Source organism: Bacillus sp. KH172YL63 (genome assembly GCF_011398925.1).
In the GTDB taxonomy this organism is placed as follows: Bacteria; Bacillota; Bacilli; order Bacillales; family Bacillaceae_B; genus Rossellomorea.
Map to the genome: position 1 here is coordinate 3,230,859 of NZ_AP022842.1, position 17,042 is coordinate 3,247,900.

18 protein-coding genes and 1 pseudogene are annotated in these 17,042 nt (G+C 43.4%); 1 reads left to right on the forward strand and 18 read right to left on the reverse strand.

Annotated features, from left to right (window positions below; translation table 11 throughout):
* Positions 1-25: 25 nt before the first annotated feature.
* The 17 genes and pseudogenes from KH172YL63_RS16515 to KH172YL63_RS16595 all read right to left on the reverse strand — a co-directional run bounded on the left by KH172YL63_RS16515 (position 26) and on the right by KH172YL63_RS16595 (position 14,831).
* Positions 26-838, reverse strand: a complete 813-nt coding sequence (locus KH172YL63_RS16515; protein WP_173107134.1) for a hypothetical protein — start codon at positions 836-838, stop codon at positions 26-28.
* A 960-nt stretch (positions 839-1,798) separates the two neighbouring features.
* Entirely contained in the window at positions 1,799-2,044 is a 246-nt protein-coding gene (locus tag KH172YL63_RS16520) for a type 1 periplasmic-binding domain-containing protein (protein WP_173107135.1), read from the reverse strand.
* A 325-nt stretch (positions 2,045-2,369) separates the two neighbouring features.
* Positions 2,370-2,660: a hypothetical protein gene (locus tag KH172YL63_RS16525; protein ID WP_173107136.1), complete on the reverse strand. Its 291-nt coding sequence runs from the start codon at positions 2,658-2,660 to the stop codon at positions 2,370-2,372.
* A gap of 136 nt (positions 2,661-2,796) precedes the next feature.
* Entirely contained in the window at positions 2,797-2,979 is a 183-nt protein-coding gene (locus tag KH172YL63_RS16530) for a hypothetical protein (RefSeq protein ID WP_232066046.1), read from the reverse strand.
* A 264-nt stretch (positions 2,980-3,243) separates the two neighbouring features.
* Complete coding sequence (locus KH172YL63_RS16535) at positions 3,244-4,098, reverse strand: malate synthase (protein WP_173107137.1); 855 nt, start codon at positions 4,096-4,098, stop codon at positions 3,244-3,246.
* A gap of 451 nt (positions 4,099-4,549) precedes the next feature.
* Positions 4,550-4,846, reverse strand: a complete 297-nt coding sequence (locus KH172YL63_RS16540) for a hypothetical protein (RefSeq protein ID WP_173107138.1) — start codon at positions 4,844-4,846, stop codon at positions 4,550-4,552.
* Positions 4,847-4,983: 137 nt separating this feature from the next.
* Positions 4,984-5,466 (reverse strand): annotated as a pseudogene (locus KH172YL63_RS16545) (efflux RND transporter permease subunit); the annotation flags it as partial.
* Positions 5,467-5,564: 98 nt separating this feature from the next.
* The gene (locus KH172YL63_RS16550) at positions 5,565-6,290 is read right to left on the reverse strand and encodes an alpha/beta fold hydrolase (RefSeq protein WP_173107139.1); all 726 of its coding nucleotides are present in this window, start codon (positions 6,288-6,290) and stop codon (positions 5,565-5,567) included.
* A gap of 291 nt (positions 6,291-6,581) precedes the next feature.
* Positions 6,582-7,361 (reverse strand): class I SAM-dependent methyltransferase, encoded by a 780-nt coding sequence (locus KH172YL63_RS16555; protein WP_173107140.1) that lies wholly within the window; start codon positions 7,359-7,361, stop codon positions 6,582-6,584.
* A 232-nt stretch (positions 7,362-7,593) separates the two neighbouring features.
* Positions 7,594-8,082, reverse strand: a complete 489-nt coding sequence (locus tag KH172YL63_RS16560; protein ID WP_173107141.1) for a DUF4304 domain-containing protein — start codon at positions 8,080-8,082, stop codon at positions 7,594-7,596.
* 448 nt (positions 8,083-8,530) lie between these two features.
* Entirely contained in the window at positions 8,531-8,839 is a 309-nt protein-coding gene (locus KH172YL63_RS16565) for a hypothetical protein (protein WP_173107142.1), read from the reverse strand.
* A 327-nt stretch (positions 8,840-9,166) separates the two neighbouring features.
* Positions 9,167-10,105, reverse strand: coding sequence for a ribose ABC transporter substrate-binding protein RbsB (gene rbsB / locus KH172YL63_RS16570; protein WP_173107143.1), 939 nt, complete (start codon positions 10,103-10,105; stop codon positions 9,167-9,169).
* A 10-nt stretch (positions 10,106-10,115) separates the two neighbouring features.
* Positions 10,116-11,069 carry a ribose ABC transporter permease RbsC gene (gene rbsC / locus KH172YL63_RS16575; protein ID WP_173107144.1) on the reverse strand — a complete coding sequence of 318 codons (954 nt, stop codon included), beginning with the start codon at positions 11,067-11,069 and terminating at the stop codon, positions 10,116-10,118.
* Positions 11,062-12,552 (reverse strand): sugar ABC transporter ATP-binding protein, encoded by a 1,491-nt coding sequence (locus KH172YL63_RS16580; RefSeq protein ID WP_173107145.1) that lies wholly within the window; start codon positions 12,550-12,552, stop codon positions 11,062-11,064. Before KH172YL63_RS16580 ends, rbsC begins: the two co-directional genes overlap by 8 nt.
* Positions 12,553-12,570: 18 nt before the next feature.
* On the reverse strand, positions 12,571-12,957 hold the full coding sequence (gene rbsD, locus KH172YL63_RS16585) for a D-ribose pyranase (protein WP_173107146.1): 387 nt from the start codon (positions 12,955-12,957) through the stop codon (positions 12,571-12,573).
* Positions 12,954-13,844 carry a ribokinase gene (gene rbsK / locus KH172YL63_RS16590; protein WP_173107147.1) on the reverse strand — a complete coding sequence of 297 codons (891 nt, stop codon included), beginning with the start codon at positions 13,842-13,844 and terminating at the stop codon, positions 12,954-12,956. Before rbsK ends, rbsD begins: the two co-directional genes overlap by 4 nt.
* A 6-nt stretch (positions 13,845-13,850) precedes the next feature.
* Positions 13,851-14,831, reverse strand: coding sequence for a LacI family DNA-binding transcriptional regulator (locus KH172YL63_RS16595; RefSeq protein WP_173107148.1), 981 nt, complete (start codon positions 14,829-14,831; stop codon positions 13,851-13,853).
* Positions 14,832-15,390: 559 nt separating this feature from the next.
* Here KH172YL63_RS16595 and KH172YL63_RS16600 point away from each other — a divergent pair.
* Positions 15,391-15,600: a hypothetical protein gene (locus tag KH172YL63_RS16600; protein ID WP_173107149.1), complete on the forward strand. Its 210-nt coding sequence runs from the start codon at positions 15,391-15,393 to the stop codon at positions 15,598-15,600.
* A gap of 140 nt (positions 15,601-15,740) precedes the next feature.
* Here KH172YL63_RS16600 and KH172YL63_RS16605 read toward each other — a convergent pair whose 3' ends face one another.
* Entirely contained in the window at positions 15,741-16,946 is a 1,206-nt protein-coding gene (locus tag KH172YL63_RS16605; protein ID WP_173107150.1) for an MFS transporter, read from the reverse strand.
* Positions 16,947-17,042: the final 96 nt, after the last annotated feature.

The window sequence follows — 17,042 nt, forward strand, 5'->3', positions numbered from 1 at the left end:
CGGACTTTGACCCTATAACGAATAATTACAAAACACCTAATCGTTTTTCTATTAATTCTAGCAACATATTCTCATTAATATCATTAAGATTAATGAACTGATTTAGTTCACTAGAAAATTTTTCTTCCCCAACTGACTTTTCTATTATTTTCGCACCAAAATGATCTACAATATAATAATTTTCATGTTTTTGATTATATATATCCTTGTAGGAAACAAAAAAATAAGTTTTAAATATAGGAGCACTTATACTAAAAGCTCTATTTGAATCGTTTCTCCTTAGTTCAGAGTAAGTTTCTGCTTTTTCTAAAAAGTTATTAATAACTTCAAACCGTCTTTTATTGTTCCCATTCTCAGATGTAAGATTATCATATGTAATTATCTTCTTTTGTAAAGAGCCCGTAGCAAATGCTGAGTCATAATAGTCATTCACTGGGATTTCAATGATTATTTGTTCCTTATTTTTACTATAATCTAATACTTGTATTTCTATAGATGTAATTTCTTCTGAAAAAAAATCTTTTAAAATACCACCCTCATTGTGAATGGTTATTATTTCTCCATATGCAAAACCACTTCGATCCTCCTTGTAAGATCCCTCAAAATTAATAATTGGTAGCTTGTCTGCTTTTTCTACTTCAATTTGTGTTTCCATAATTTTATTTGTAGTAACCATTATTTCATTAGTTGATTTCATAATAAAAATTGTTACTATACTTAATGTCAGTGAAGTGAGTGATACCATTAAATCTTTATTTGACTTAATCCAAATTAATATTAACTTTAATTTTATAAGAATCCATTTAAATATTTTTAAAAGGTGTTTTTGAATACTCATATATTCTCCCCAATAAGCTAAAACTAATAATTAGCATTTCCGTCTCATTTAGAACACTTAATGCCTATATTCCTTCGAATGCCACTTCATCGTTTCTTGTAAATATAGCTTGACTCTCTGAATATTTTAATACAAATTCTATCGTATTTAGACCTTATGTAAGGACATTATTGAAGGCAGTTCCTATTCTCTTCGGCCTTATACGTTCCAAGCCTTTATCCTTCTCCTTAGAAAGGTCAAAAAAGTCTACTATGTACTAAAACCCAGTTTCTTGGTATTCACCTTAACCATTAAATAATCTCCTTACATCAGGAGTATTAAATTTTGTCATTCTAAGACAAAAGTAAAAAAGATCGTTCCTATACGATCCTTTTTACTTATTCATTCTTTTTAACAGACCCCTCAACGATGTCATTACTAAAGATTAGAAAACTCGCACAAAAAGTAATTGCTTGCAAAACGACTTGAAGTCCTCTAAGGCTTGTAAACAGTTGTTTCATAACGACCACCCCTTTATCTTTTATTGTTGAGGGATGCTCAGTTGAGCACAAATCATGTGCCGTCTGTTCAGGCGGCGGAGCCTGTTAAAAAGAATGATTAATATCATTATACCATTTTTTCCTATTTTTATGTAAATCATATTAATTTATCATTCAAATTGATAAAGTTCCAGACCTTTCCCGCGCCACCACACGAAAGAGCACCCATCACAATTAACCTGAAAATTCTCCAATATTATCCTCCACCATCAACATCAACGTCACCGGAATTTTCTTCACAACTTTTCCCTGACAACACATAATGAACCAAACTCCAAATCGCCTGCAGTGCTTTCAACACCATTTCATCCTTAACAGCAAACAAAGCTTCTACCTTAAACCATGTTCTTAATTGGATTCAATCCTCCAACACTGTCGAAATTCGCACGCTGCTATGCCACGACATTAAGCTTTTCATCTACTATATTGTGGGACCAGATGCTCTCTCATGATTGGCGAATGCTTCAGTGACACCTTCAAGTATTTCTCCTTCACCACACTTCTCCACGAGGTATTCGCCGCCTTTTTCTCTGTCAGGGCTGCCGAGTGTGGCGAGGTCACCTTTTGCCGCTGAGCGATTAAGAGGGACGACTGGCACCCAAACGCCCAAGCTGATGACTGATTGAACGGCTTTAGAGATGGCCACTGGGTCTGCCACGTTGATCAACAGGCCGTCTCACCCTTCTGGATGAGGTCTTCAACGTCAGTGATATGTTAGGTGGCGTTCCGGCCATCGAAGACGACTTACATGCCTGTCTTTCCGTCTTCGTCAACAACTAAGTTAAAGTTGCTTTCTTATGAGTATAACAATATTATTTCAAATACTAATATCAAATTTTGGAGTAGATTTAAGAAATAATAATTAGAACGAATATGGAAAAAATAGTAATTTATCCAAAAATATATTCAGACCAAAATTAAATAATCATCAATAGGAAACAGGGTCAATCTCAAATATTATTTCTTTACTCCACAAAGGGTTTGACCCCTCACTACCCAACCGGCACAAAAACCCCCAACACCCCTACAAACCTCATATCCCTCCCCATAAACTCCGTCCTATGAACACTAAAAAACACATAATCCCGATACTCTGAATGACTTTTAATCATCCTCTCCCCTAATCCCTTCAACGTTTTATTCTCTAAAGGCTGATTGATTCCCATCCTTTCACCCATCACACCTAACAGCCACTCAGCATACATATCCTCTGTAGGCTTTGTCATGTACATGCTACTCAATAAAGCCACCGTGACGGCAGCGCTGACGATCCACTTTTTCAACACAATCCCTCCCCTATAGAAACAGGCAGAATGCTTATCCTGCCTGTTCGTTAATACATATATGATGAAAGAAATCGGGAGATGTATTTATCTTGCCAACATCCCCATTTAATTTAGCTTTGTATCTAATTCATGTTTATGACAACCTTCTCCATTTCCCTACTGCACTGTACAGAACGGGTATGAAGACAAGGGTGAGCAGGGTGCTGGTGGCAAGTCCGCCAATGACTGTGATGGCGAGCCCTTTTGATATCACACCTGATGAGGATGTGGATAAAGCGGGGGTTAATGAGGACGGATTCAATTTGACTTTATGCATTACTCTGGAAAAACCCACTTTCAAACTAAAGATAACTGACCGTTATCTGTTTCTGTTTTTCTATTCACTTTTGCAATTACAAAGAATGGGTCCATCCCCCAGCTCATTAACGCTTCACCGTACCTAGGGTCTGATACCAATATCAAGGTGCCCAAAAACCACTAAAAAGGACAAGGCCGCCGCCTTGTCCCTTTTTAACACTATTCGCAGTGAACCTAACACACTCTCTCACCTTATATGTGCCAGTTCCCCCGCTTTTCTTATCTATGCACGCAATAACGCTCCATTTGGCTCTTTTAACTCCTGCTCTACTATTTGATTCATCTTAGAGAAGTGGTCCAGAAATTGTTGTGCCAACTCTTGTTCTTCCGTGTCACTTTTCAATGAAACGATGTCGCGCAGAATCTGAGCCATCCAGGAATTATCAAAATAACGATACTTACCTGTATTCCAAGTGGTTTGCTGAGGGGATTTCTCATTGACATAGTACTTCCAGAAAGGCATCTGTTTCGATTCCTCGTCTGTCAGTTGGAGTCTGTAATGGGAATGGGCCGGAATATTTCCATCTTCACAAAGTTTACCGATGAAATGATCCTTCACCATATAGACACCTAAAATACGTCTGTCTTTTTCAGGACTGCCGGGATCGAGTGCTGTCAGCAGGACCGCACTGTTTTGGTGTAAGCGACTGGGCTTGTTTGGTTTACCCTTATTTTTACCACTTTTTATTTCACCAGAGGAAACCGTCCAATCTGAAAAGGAGCTGCTCTGTTCTTCTGGATCGCACTTGTAAACCATCTGCGATTCGGGATGTAGTTTATGATTTTTCATAAGTTTTTCATGACCCACTCGAAGCTCCTGGTTTTTTCTTTGGCGTGCCTTTTCCTCTTCCTTCTGCATTTCTTCCTCTTTGCGTTCCATTTCCTGCTCGTGTAAAATTTTTTCAAGTGAATTGGCAGCATTTTTATCATGTAGTTTCAAGTGCTGTCCAAATACATCCGGGTAAACAAATTTTTTATTTTCCGAGGCGAAATGTATTTCAACTACCGTATCATTATGTTTAACGATACTTCCCATACCAAACCGCTCATGTGTAACTTTCTTATTGATTAAATTCAATATATTAGTCCTCCTTGTATAATCACTCGGGTACTATTGCCTGAAAAGCTCACAAAACTGTTTGAATTTCCCTTCGGAATAAATAAGATATATAACTAAACGTTCTATATAAAAAATCACCAGGAAATAATTATAACATTTTTTTGATAAAAATACAACTTTAGTGTTGACAACCTATTTTATTGCAAGGTAAAATGAAATTTTGTTCAAATCTTGATGATTGGTACAGCTCATAGTTTTTTCGTTTTTCTCGTCAAAATCCCCGATTAAATGTGGACGGATCCAATTTGACTCTTTTTGAATTAATCTGGAAAACCGCACATTCCAAGCGAATGATAGGTGATCCTTAACAGCCATTGATTTTAGTAGTAACTATGCTGCTACGTTGCTTTCTTTCGGTCGATGCGTCAAGGAATTGGGACTGAACGCTATAACTTTCATTCTTACCCCTCTACCTCTCCAAAACCGGCACAAAAACCCCCAACACCCCAACAAACCTCATATCCCTCCCCATAAACTCCGTCCTATGAACACTAAAAAACACATAATCCCGATACTCTGAATGACTTTTAATCATCTTCTTCCCTAACCCCTTCAACATTCTATTCTCTAAAGGCTGGTTAACCCCCATCCTTTCACTCATCACCTCTAACAGCCACTCAGCATACATATCCTCTGTAGGCTTTGTCATATACATGCTACTCAATAAAGCCACCATGACGGCAGCGCTGACGATCCACTTTTTCAATACAATCCCTCCCCTATAGAAACAGGCAGAATGCTTATCCTGCCTGTTCGTTAATACATATATGATGAAAGAAATCGGGAGATGTATTTAATTTTGCCAACATCTCCACTTTATTTAGCTTTGTATCTACCTCATGTTTATGACAACCTTCTCCATTTTCCCACTGCACTGTACAGAACGGGTATGAAGACAAGGGTGAGCAGTGTGCTGGTGGTCAGTCCGCCAATGACGGTGATGGCGAGCCCTTTCGATATCACACCTGACGAGGATGTGGACAACGCCAGTGGGACGAGTGCCAGGATGGTAGCGAGTGCCGTCATGAGGATGGGACGGCAGCGTGTGGTACAGGCTTCGACCACTGCAGGCTCTAAGGTCATTCCGCTGATGAGATTGGCTTCTACCCGGTCCACCATGACTACTGCATTGGTGACGACGATTCCGATGAGCATCAGCATCCCGATCATGCCGCTCATGGATAGGGTTTCTCCTGTGATCAGGAGCGCGCCCAGAGAGCCGATTGGGACAAAGATCAATGATGACAGGATCACAGATGGGGTAATGATTCCTCCGTATGTGATGGTGAGCGTTAAGAACACGAGTCCTACGGCAATCATCATGGCCTGCCGAGATGATTAGACTATAAATTTGCCCTTCAGATATTCATGTGTAAAATAAAAAAACAACCATTCCAACTGGGAACGGCTGCTCTTGGATTTCGTTATATTTTCGTCGTTTCAAGATTTTTCAATATAAACTGTTCTAGTATTTTTGTATAAATCTCTGGCTGTTCAGCATGTACCAGGTGAGAAGCGAACGGAATAACCGAGACGTGTACCCGTTTATTCATTTTAGGATAAATTTGAGCGCCGGCTGTTTCATATTCATTTCCTTCTCCGACCATTAAAAGTGTAGGGGCGGATAGATCCCTTATATCCGTCGTTTCATGAAATGGATACCAATCTGCGTCCTCACCCATAGAGATAAACTGCCTCCAATCAGATGAATGCAAATGATCAAAATATTGTACTGCTTGTTCATCTTTCAGGAACGCTCTGAGTTGTTCTGCCTGTAAGTTATTCATTTCATCCCAATTACCAGGCTTTTCGGAAATAACACCAGATAACGTGAGCGTTAAAGTCTTCTCCGGGAACATCTTAGCAAATTTCAAACCAACCAAAGCCCCTAATGAACAACCAACAATGTGTACCTTTTTAAGGTCAAAATCATTTAAGGTCTCGGCTAAATCAGAAGCACAATCCTCAAAGTAATTAGAAAAATCGTTCTCACTGGATTTCCCGTGACCTCTTAGATCTGGAACAAGTACTTTAAAATCCTTCTTGAAATGATCTCTCTGGTATTCAAAATCCGTTAAACCACTTTGTAAACCGGTATGAAGAAATACAATGGGTTCTCCTTCGCCAAATGTTTCTGTATGTAAAATCAATTCATACTCTCCTTTGTTGGAATATTTATAATTTTACAATACCATAAAAAGTAAGTGATAACTTGGCTTTTTTGAAAGTAATAAGCTTTCATTAAAGTTGTCTGTTATGAACTAACCAATGACTTAGTCCTTAATAAATCCACATTCATTTCCCTCATAAGTAAAATATTTTGAGTTTGAATTTGTTATTCTTCCAATTCATTGGGTTCTCAAAAAACGGATATTCCATCGTTTCATTCGAATGAATTGATATTAATGTTAATATTGGCGTGGAAGATGGCCATTCCCCCCTTAGACAACTAAGAAAAAGTGACCACAATTATATTTATCTAAATCTAAAATATGATTATATTTTTCATTCCAATTTCCATTCTCTAAATCAAAACTTAATCTTTCAAGGCATTCAATCACTTCCTTGTTATTCTCTTTAGCGAGTGGAGAAGTACCTTTTTGAAATTCACTATTTAGATAGATTTCAGGTTTTCTCCATCCAGCGAAAAAAAATTGATCCATCAAATTATGGGGTAATGGATATGGAATGATTTTTGGAGTTCGTCCTACCTGTTCCTCAAGTAATTGTGAAAGATTTTTTAGAGGTGGATGAATATTATACGCATCTTCTAATATTGATCCGAAATAATCCAATAGCCAACAATTCGCGTCACATAACCTGGGATCAAGAGTGAAAAGTGTGATTTTCCCATTTTCTTTTAATACTCTTTTCATCTCTCTAAAACAAAGTGCCAAGTCACGAAAATGATGTGAGGCTAGGGTGCAAATAACCCCATCCACCGAGTTGTCTTCTAATGGTATTTGCTCTGCAATACCTTCTTTCCATAGAATATTCCTATGGTGTTTAGCTTGAGCTCTCATTACTTTAGAAGGCTCCAAAGCAATGACGTGGTACCCCATTTCAGCTAATTCGTAGCTATAGTTTCCTGTTCCTGCACCTATATCTAATATAGTTGCAGAAGGTTTTATTTTAAGCTCTCTAACCAATATATTTGTAATTCGATGATCAGCCTTTCTAGTAGTGTTATATGTCTTCCCGATACTATTATAAACTGGCATGTCTCTACTCACTCCCATCTCCAATAAATATCCATTAAAAAAAGCTTCTGAATTAACCATACCATAATTACATTTAATTCCATATTATACAATAATAAAGGTCTTTTCTTATTCTGTTAAAATCCCTTAAACGGAACAAAGAAAAAACGCTGAAGATCATCTACCCGATCGATCTTCAGCAAAAGCATTAATCCCTCTTTAAGCACCGCCCCCGTTTATTGAATAAGAGATGCTAATCTTTAATCCCTAAAAGTTTTTTACTCAGAGTCTCTGAATCTTCTTTGTTTAATCCATCTTTGGATAACCTAAATGGGCTATCTTGTCGATTGTAAAACTCATCACCTTCACGCCAGTTTTCTAACCAAGGAAGAGACTCATTCTCTACAAATAACAAGATTTGATTTGCACATCTATTAATCGAAGCATCATCCTTGTGGTAACTGAAGTCATAATTTATCGGATATTCATTTTTATGACCACTTGCTTCGATTCCATTTAATTCTATAAATTCTTGATTATCTTTTAGAAAGCGTATCCCAGTATGAACTCTAAATGCAGGACCATATGAGAATTTATGTAAATGTATAAATTCAATTCTATCTTCAAACAGTCTGGTAAAAAAAGTAGGCTTAGTTTTAATAAATCCATATACCGATAATAATTCACTTAATTTCTTTTTCACTAACTCAGCGTTCTTCTTTTCTAACCTTTTATCTTTCAAAACATTTACACCGTCCCTTCTTCTAAGAGGTTGAATGTAGGCAACATTGTTTTAATACGTATTGTTCTTCTTCAATTAACCTGTCCGTTAGTTGGAGAACAAAATTTCATAATCTTCAAGTTTACTTTACCACATAATGTAATAAATCCTTGGGGGGCTGTCCCCTCGTGCATTCATTATCGCCTCTCCGTTCCAAGGCTAAGACACCAGGATTCAGTGCCAGCAAAATGTCCACTCACCATCTCCACCCTATCTACATCCTTAGCGTCGCTATGTTGGTGGTGTTCTCTAATATCTATTCTTTCTCTAAGTTCTTAAGTCTGTTTGCAGGTTATTTCTACACCCGATTCACATGCTTTTCGCCGCACGAAGATAATCCGGAATCAGCTTTATTATCAAACTGATCAATCCCAGAATCATCATAACTCTTTTTTACAGACATACCGATTCAATAGAAATTATCCCCACAAGCTAAATCATTCATCGGCTTTAACGTATAGACTCCCCCATACTCATACTTCTCCGACTCCCACCTCTTACAAAAAGGCCTCATTCTCACTTTAAAAAACAGGTCCTCTCGAATCTTCCCAACCGACTGAATATACTGCCTTTCACCGAACAACACCACACACCCTAACTGAACTCCGCCCTTATACATGACATTCAACAGAATCCACACATACAGGTGAAGGCCCTCCAGGTGATAAAATGTATCCAAGTCGAACACCCATTGGTTTAAATTTCTCCATCTTTCCATTTGATCACTCCTGATTCAATATGTATTCAACCCTTATATAGTGAGATTGGCTGGGAAAGGATACCCATTAGATTAATTTTTTTTAAAAATATGTTGTTATAAAGTAGAGGAAGGCTAAATGCTAGAAGTGGAGGAGAAAATGAAGAGCAGGTTTGTTATCTTAAAGATAATTATTACTTTTGTATGAATCATTTGTTAAACAGGTTCATACCCGCAACTCATTTAGGGCAAACACATGAAAAGCTCAATTCTTTTCTCCACTACTTTTATCACCAATTAAAAAAACCTCATCCGTACAATTGCACGAATGAGGTTTCCCACCACAATTTATTCTTCAGAGTCTTCTATATTTTCCTCAGTTACGAGCTTCAACGGCACCGGAATATTCTCCTCCACCTTCTTACCCGACAACACATCAGCCCCAGCCTGCACGGCCAACGAACCGATCTTCTCAGGCTGCTGCGCAACAGTCGCAGACAGATTGCCATTCCGGATGCTGGTCATCGCATCTTCATTTCCATCAAATCCAACGACTAACACGTCACGACCGGAGCTCTGAATCGCCTGCAGTGCGCCGAGTGCCATTTCATCGTTATGGGCGAATACTGCTTTGATATCTGGATTCCCCTGAATCAGGTTTTCCATCGTATTTAATCCTTCAGTACGATCAAAGTTAGCAGTCTGCTTGGCCACGACATCCAGCTTTTCGTCCGCGATGTTGTGGAATCCGGCTCCACGCTCACGGGTGGCGGATGCTCCTGGAACACCTTCAAGTTCTGCAACTTTGGCTCCTTCACCAAGCTGTTCGACGAGGTACTCCCCTGCCATTTCTCCGCCCTTTTCGTTATCGGAGCTGACGAGTGTGGCGACATCTCCTTTTTCCGCTGAGCGGTCAAGGGTGACGACCGGGATGCCCAGGCTGTTGGCGGATTGAACGGCTGTTGAGATAGCCGCTGAGTCCGTCGGGTTGATGAGTAAGACGTTGACACCCTGTTGGATGAGGTCTTCTACGTCATTGATCTGCTTGGCTGCGTCGTTCTGGGCATCGACGACGACGACTTCCATGCCTTGTTTTTTGGCTTCGTCTTTTACGCCGTTTTTCATGGAGACGAAGAAGGGGTTATTTAGGGTTGAAACGGATAGTCCGATTTTGATGTCTTCAGGGTTGGTGCTTGTGTTTGGCTTTGCCCATTCCGGCGGCTGCAGGGAGCAGGCGCCCAGGAATAGGATTGAGAAACTGATCAGTAGTAGCCATGCTTTTTTCATCGTATCCCTCCTACGCTGCTTTCTTTCGGTCGATGAGCACTGCGATGATGATGACGACACCCTTGACGACCATTTGGAAGAAGGATGAGACGCCGAGCAGGTTCAGACCGTTGTTTAGTGTTCCGATGATCAGTGCGCCGATCAATGTGCCGACGATCAGTCCACGTCCGCCTGACAGGCTTGTCCCGCCGAGGACGACGGCTGCGATGGCATCGAGTTCATAGGATGTACCGGCTGTCGGCTGGGCTGAATTCAGGCGTGATGTGAGGATCGCGCCTGCGAGTGCTGCGAGTAGACCTGCCAGTGAGTAGATCATCACTTTGATGCGCGGTACTTTGATCCCTGAGATCAGGGCTGCTTTTTCATTTCCCCCGATGGCATACGTTTTGCGGCCGAACGGCGTTTTGTGCAGGATTACCCACAGGATCGCGAACGTCAGGATCATCGTGACGGCGGGAACAGGGATGCCAAGGAAGTATCCTCTTCCGAACAGTTGGAATGCATAGCTGTCGCCGAGTCCTGTGATCGGGTTACCGTCTGTGTAGACGAGCGTCAAGCCACGGAACATGGTCATCGTTGCGAGTGTCGCGATAAATGGTGCCATTTTTCCTTTTGTGATCAGTAGTCCGTTGACCATTCCCATCACGGCACCGAGGATACAGCCGATCAGGATGGCAAGAATCGGGTCGATGCCTGATACCATCATCCCTGCCATGAGGGCACTGGATAGGGCGAGGATCGAGCCGACGGATAAGTCGATTCCACCTGTCAGAATGACGAAGGTCATCCCGTAGGCAATCAGGGCGTTGATCGCGACCTGTCGTAGTAGATTCAATAAGTTCAAGGGTTCTAGAAAACTAGGGTTGATGATGGATACGGTCGCAACCAGTACAAACAGTCCGAGTAGCGGACCGAGCTTTTGCATCAGATTGCCGACGTGATTCGTTTTGAGTGCGTTATTCATGTGCGAGACCTCCTGTCGCCAATGTCATGATTTTTTCCTGTGTGGCTTCTTCCTTCGTAAGCTCTCCTGCGATGGTCCCTTCATGGACGACGAGGATGCGGTCGCTCATCCCGAGCACTTCCGGCAGCTCGGACGATACCATCACGATCGCGACGCCCCGGTCGGTGAGCTCGTTCATCAGCTGATAGATTTCCCGTTTCGCTCCGACATCGACTCCCCGGGTTGGTTCATCGAGGATGAGCACTTTCGGTCCGATGCCGATCCATTTGGCGATGACGACTTTCTGCTGATTCCCACCTGACAGATTCCGTGCGTGGGTCCTGGCTGATTCAGTCTTGATCGTCAGCCGCTTGATGAGCATCTCCACAAAGTCCACTTCGCTTTTATCGTTGATCAAGCCTTTCTTTGTGAAGCTGTACAGGCTTGGCAGGGCGATATTGTCCTTCAGGGAAAAGTCGAGGACGAGTCCTTCGTCTTTCCGGTCCTCAGTGATGAAACCGAGACCGAGCTTCACTGCCTGATCAGGTGTTTTGATGGTGACCGGATTCCCGTTCACGAGGATCTCCCCTTCATACCGGCCGTCGAGTCCGAAGATAGTGCGCATGATTTCCGTTCGGCCTGCCCCCATCAATCCTGACATGCCGACGATTTCTCCTGAACGGACTTCGAAGCTTACGTTTTCAAAGAGTCCCTTTTTCGTCAGGTTCCGTACTTCGAGCATCGTTTCGCCTGGCTTCGGGTTTCGTGCCGGGAAGCGGTCGGTTAATTCACGTCCGACCATTTTCTTCACGACGTCATCGAAGTTCGTCTCGGGGATCGGCGTCGTATCCACTGTGCGCCCGTCCCGCATGACCGTGATCGTGTCACAAATCGTGAAGATCTCTTCCATCCGGTGGGAGATGTAGACGATCGACACGCCGGCTTTCTTCAGGGAACGGATGACGGTGAAGAGCGTCTGAATTTCCCGGTCCGTCAATGCCGCCGTCGGCTCGTCCATGATGATGACTTTTGCATCCGTCATGAGGGCTTTGGCGATTTCGATCATCTGCTGCTGGCCGACTGAGCACTGTCCCGCTTCTTTGGTGAGAGGGATGGAAATGTTCAGCTTTTGGAACTGCTCATTCGCAACCGCTTTCATTTTTCTCGTATTGATGAGACCGAATTGTGTAACCGGTTCCTTATTGATGAAAAGATTCTCAAGGACCGTCATCTCCGGCCAGACGTTCAGCTCCTGATGGATGAAGGCAACGCCGTATTCCTCGGCCTGTTTCGGATTATCGAACGTCATGTCCTTCCCGTCGATGGTGATCGTTCCTTGATCCTTCTTGTGAAGGCCGGTCAGGATGTTCATCAGCGTCGACTTTCCGGCGCCGTTTTCCCCCATCAGGGCATGGACTTCACCTTCCCCGATCTCGATGTCCACGCCTTCGAGGACAGAATTCGTTCCAAATGCTTTATGGATATTCTTCATGCTGATCTGCATGCAACTCACCCCTTTTTGTTAAAAAATAACACCCGCGTGAAGGATACAGTTCGCATACGGTGTCACTTCACCGGTGCGGATCACGGCCTTCGCTTTATGGGTTTCTTTCTTGAAATCTTCATGGGATACATATTGGATTCGGTCAAACCATGATGTCATCTGTTCATGAACCCCTGCATTGGTTTCTGCTTCATGTGCAAGCGTCACACTTTCGACGACCATTTCTTCTTTTAACAGTTTAACCACGTCCAGGAAAGACGGGTCACCCTGCTTCAATGCCAGGTCGATTTTCACGGCGTCTGACGGAATCGGGAGACCGGCATCGGCCACGACGATTGTATCTGTGTGTCCGAGATCGGCTAGTATTTTTGCAATGTGACTGTTCAAGATGCCATGTCGTTTCATTCTGCCAGCTTCCTTTCCACTTCGTCTCTTGTCGGCATGCCGCCCTGTGCCCCGAATCCTGTCACGGAAAGGGATGCGGCCCGGTTTGCGAACTTGAGGCTTTCTTCTATCGTTTGACCTTCGGCGATAGCCGTTCCGAATGCGGCATTGAACGTGTCCCCGGCCCCAGTCGTGTCGACGACTTCTACCTTGAAGGAAGGAACGAGGATTTCCTCTGTCCCGCTATGGTAGCGGACGCCCGCGGCACCTTCTGTGATGATGACTTTTTCAGGGTATTTCTCCAGCGCTTCTGACGGCTTCGCTCCGTTGAAAAGCACATCCGCTTCATGTTCATTCGGTGTCAGGTAGCTCGCACCATCGATGACTGCCTGTGAAATCTTTCGGGCTGGAGCCGGGTTCAGCAGCAATGGCACTTCGATGTCGAGACACAGATTTGCTACGTACTCAACCGTTTCCTCCGGGATTTCCTGCTGAATCATGATCAGGTCGCATGTTTTAAGGAAGTCGGCTGTTTTCTCTACGTATTCAGGTGTCACCAGATCATTCGCCCCTTTTACGACGACGATGCTGTTGTCCCCTTCAGCGAGGATGATATGGGCCGTGCCCGATTTTTGACCTGTAACCGGTTCCACATACGTTGTATGTACACCGTTCCTTTTAAAATTTTCTAGAATCTCCACGCCGTACGGGTCGTCCCCGACACAGCCGATCATGTACACGTCAGCCCCAAGCCGCGCTGCTGCAACGGCCTGGTTGGCCCCTTTCCCGCCTGGGACCGTGTCAAAGCTGTCGCCGAGTACGGTTTCTCCTGCGCCGGGACGTTTTGCTGATGTGACCACGAGATCCATCGATGAACTGCCAATCACGGCAATCTTCGCTTTCTTCATTGTTCCTCATCCCTTTCTTGTTGTGTTCCGCTCGATCAGTTCCACTGGAAGCTGAACGGATGAATCGATATCTTTTTCTTTTTTTATCAGTTTAATCAGAAGTGCCGCGGCCTGCCTGCCCATTTCGTATGCGGGCTGGCGGATCGTTGAGAGCGCCGGATACGACAGGCTGCTCTGTGGGATGTCATCGTAGCCGATGATCTGCACGTCTTCAGGGATTCTCTTCCCAAGGCGGAGCGCCTCATGGAGAATCGCAATCCCGACGATGTCATTGCTCGCGATGATCCCGTCCGTATCTGGATAAGTGGCAAACAGCTCCTCCGCCCATCCCTTCGCGTCTTCAAAGGAGAAGGACGTCGTCGACATCACCGTGAAATCCACATCGGCCCCGCTTAAATACTCGACGGCGCCACGGAACCGATCCTGTGCAGGCTTGATGTGAGCCGGCCCCTTCATGACCGTGATCCGCTTCGACCCTTTACCTACGAGCGTCTCGGCAGCAAGCCGCCCCCCTTTGCGCCCGTCGGCATAGACAGCCGGATAGTTGTCCGTCGTCCGGTCAAGGAGCACGAGCGGGAGATTCAGCTCGCTGTATAGCTGATCATGTGCCACATGATTCGTCGCAGAGATCATGCCCACCACATTGTTCTGAACGAAGGTCTGGATATAATCCAGCTCCTTCTGAATGTTCTCGTCGCTGTTTCCAAGAAGAAGCCTGAACCCTGCCTCACTCACTTCATCCTCCACCCCTCTCGCCAGCTGCGGGAAGTAAGGATTCGTGATATCGGGAAGCAGCAGTCCGATCAGTCTCGACTCCCGTTTAAAGAGAGAGCGTGCCACCTCATTCGGGCTGTAATTCAGCTTCTCGATCGCCGTCATCACTTTCTTTCTCGTCTCGGCCCCTACATAGCCGTTATCATTCAGCACCCGGGAGACCGTCGCCACCGACACCCCCGCTTCACTCGCCACATCCTTTATCGTTACCACATGTGTCACTTCCTGTTCGTTTGTTGGTTATTGTGTAACCGGTTACAGATAAGGTAACATATTGTTGTAATCGTTTGCAATAGTTTACTTCTAAAAGTTAGGCTGTTTTCGCTTAGATTGTTGCTAAAAGTGAGCATCTTCGGTAATTTGAGACTGTAGAATAAAAAAATTGCCATAGTAATGAATCAACTGCAATGTACTTGAATAACGTTAATCACTATTATTCAGAAGATGAATAAGTAGTTAATTCAGTGACTTTTGGTTTTTACCTTCGATGGTTGATTGGAGCGGAAGATGCTCGACTCCTGCGGGAACTGATGGACAGGTGAGACCCCGCAGGACAAAGTCCGAGGAGGCTCACCGCCATCCCCGCGGAAAGCGAGCATCTGGAGCGGAAATCAACCGCACCTCGCTTATTTAAAAGCCACAATGTTTACGAAAACAGCCTAAATTTAAGAGACTCTTTATTTCCAGAAGCAAGGTAAATGTACAAGCAAATTCTATCAACTCAAATATATTAATAGAGACCGTTTAATATTTTTGAAAAGGAGTGTTGTATATGCATCATTGTGGTGATGGACTCGCCAAAATTTTAAAATGTCAAATCAACCAAGCAGTCGCACTGCTTCTTGGAAGTGGAGACATTCAAAACCTTGTTGTGAAAAAAGTTGAGAATGGCGTCGTTTCAGGTATTGATTTGAACAATCCCCAGGCTGTTTATTCCGTGGCAATTGATAAGATTGAACGTATTATCACATATTCAAATTAAGGTGCTGTCCGGCATGATAGAAAAGAGATCACTTCATGATGATAAGTGATCTCTTTTTCTGTTCTAGCGGTTATTTTTCCCCTCTACCATGCCTATCAGAAAGCCACGGGGACTGTCCCCATGGCTTCTCTCGTTTCTCCTTAAGATGTTTCGCGCTCTAACCCACGTAACCAAGCTGTTAATAATACTGCTCCGAGTACCATAAAGGCGCCAATCCAAGGCGTATGAATGATACCAATTCCATCTACGATCATTCCTCCTAAAAAGGAACCGATCGCAATCCCTACATTAAATGCAGCAATGTTCAGTGCTGATGCAACATTTACTGCCGAGGGTACATATTTTTCAGCTAAGTTCACAACTAAAATTTGTAATCCCGGCACATTCATGAAGGCGAATAATCCCATTAAGAAAATGGCGATCACCCCTGCAACCTTGAATGGTGCCGCGAATGTCAAAGCAACCAAAATGATGGATTGAAGCAGGAACATCCAGAATAAAGCCTTTAGAGGATTCTTATCCGACGCTTTCCCTCCAATTACATTTCCGATCGCTACCGCAATCCCATAGACAAGAAGAATGATACTGACCCATTTTGAACTAAAGCCCGTGACATCTTCCAGCAGTGGTGTTAAATAGGTGAACGCAACAAATGTTCCACCGTACCCAAGTGCTGTGATCGCAAAGGCCAATAATAATTTGCCGTTTCTTAAGATCTTAAGTTGTTCACTAAATTTCGCTGGCGGTGCTTCTTTCAGGTTTTTTGGAACAAGAATGGCACTGGCGATAATGCCAATAACCCCCAGTAATGCCACTCCCCAGAATGTCGCTCTCCATCCAAATGCTTGTCCTATAAATGTTCCTAGTGGGACTCCAGTTACGGTGGCTACAGTTAAACCAGTGAACATAAATGCAATGGCACTGGCCCGTTTATGAACAGGTACTAAATCCGCCGCGATCGTTGACCCGATGGAAAAGAAAATACCATGTGAAAAGGCTGTAATAAAGCGTGCTGCCAGTAATAAACCAAAACTGGATGAGAGGGCTGCAACCGAGTTACCGACGATAAAAATGATCATTAAAGACATAAGCAAAGATTTCCTGCTCATCTTACTCGTTAGTGCTGTTAATACCGGTGCACCAATGGCAACCCCGATGGCGTATCCGGATATTAATAAACCGGCAAGTGTAATTGAAATCGATAGATCATCTGCAATCGACGATAATAATCCGACTGGAACAAACTCTGTCGTCCCAATTCCAAAAGCACTGATTGCAAGTGCCAATAAGGCCGGCGTGCCTCCTTTTGATGTTGAGTGATCTATGGTTGTTGCATGGGAACTCATTTAGAAAATCCTCCTTAGATGAAAATAGGTTTAGTTTCAGGTACAGTTGGCGCCAACCGCAATCCCTTGTACAGATCATTATGAAATGTATATTGA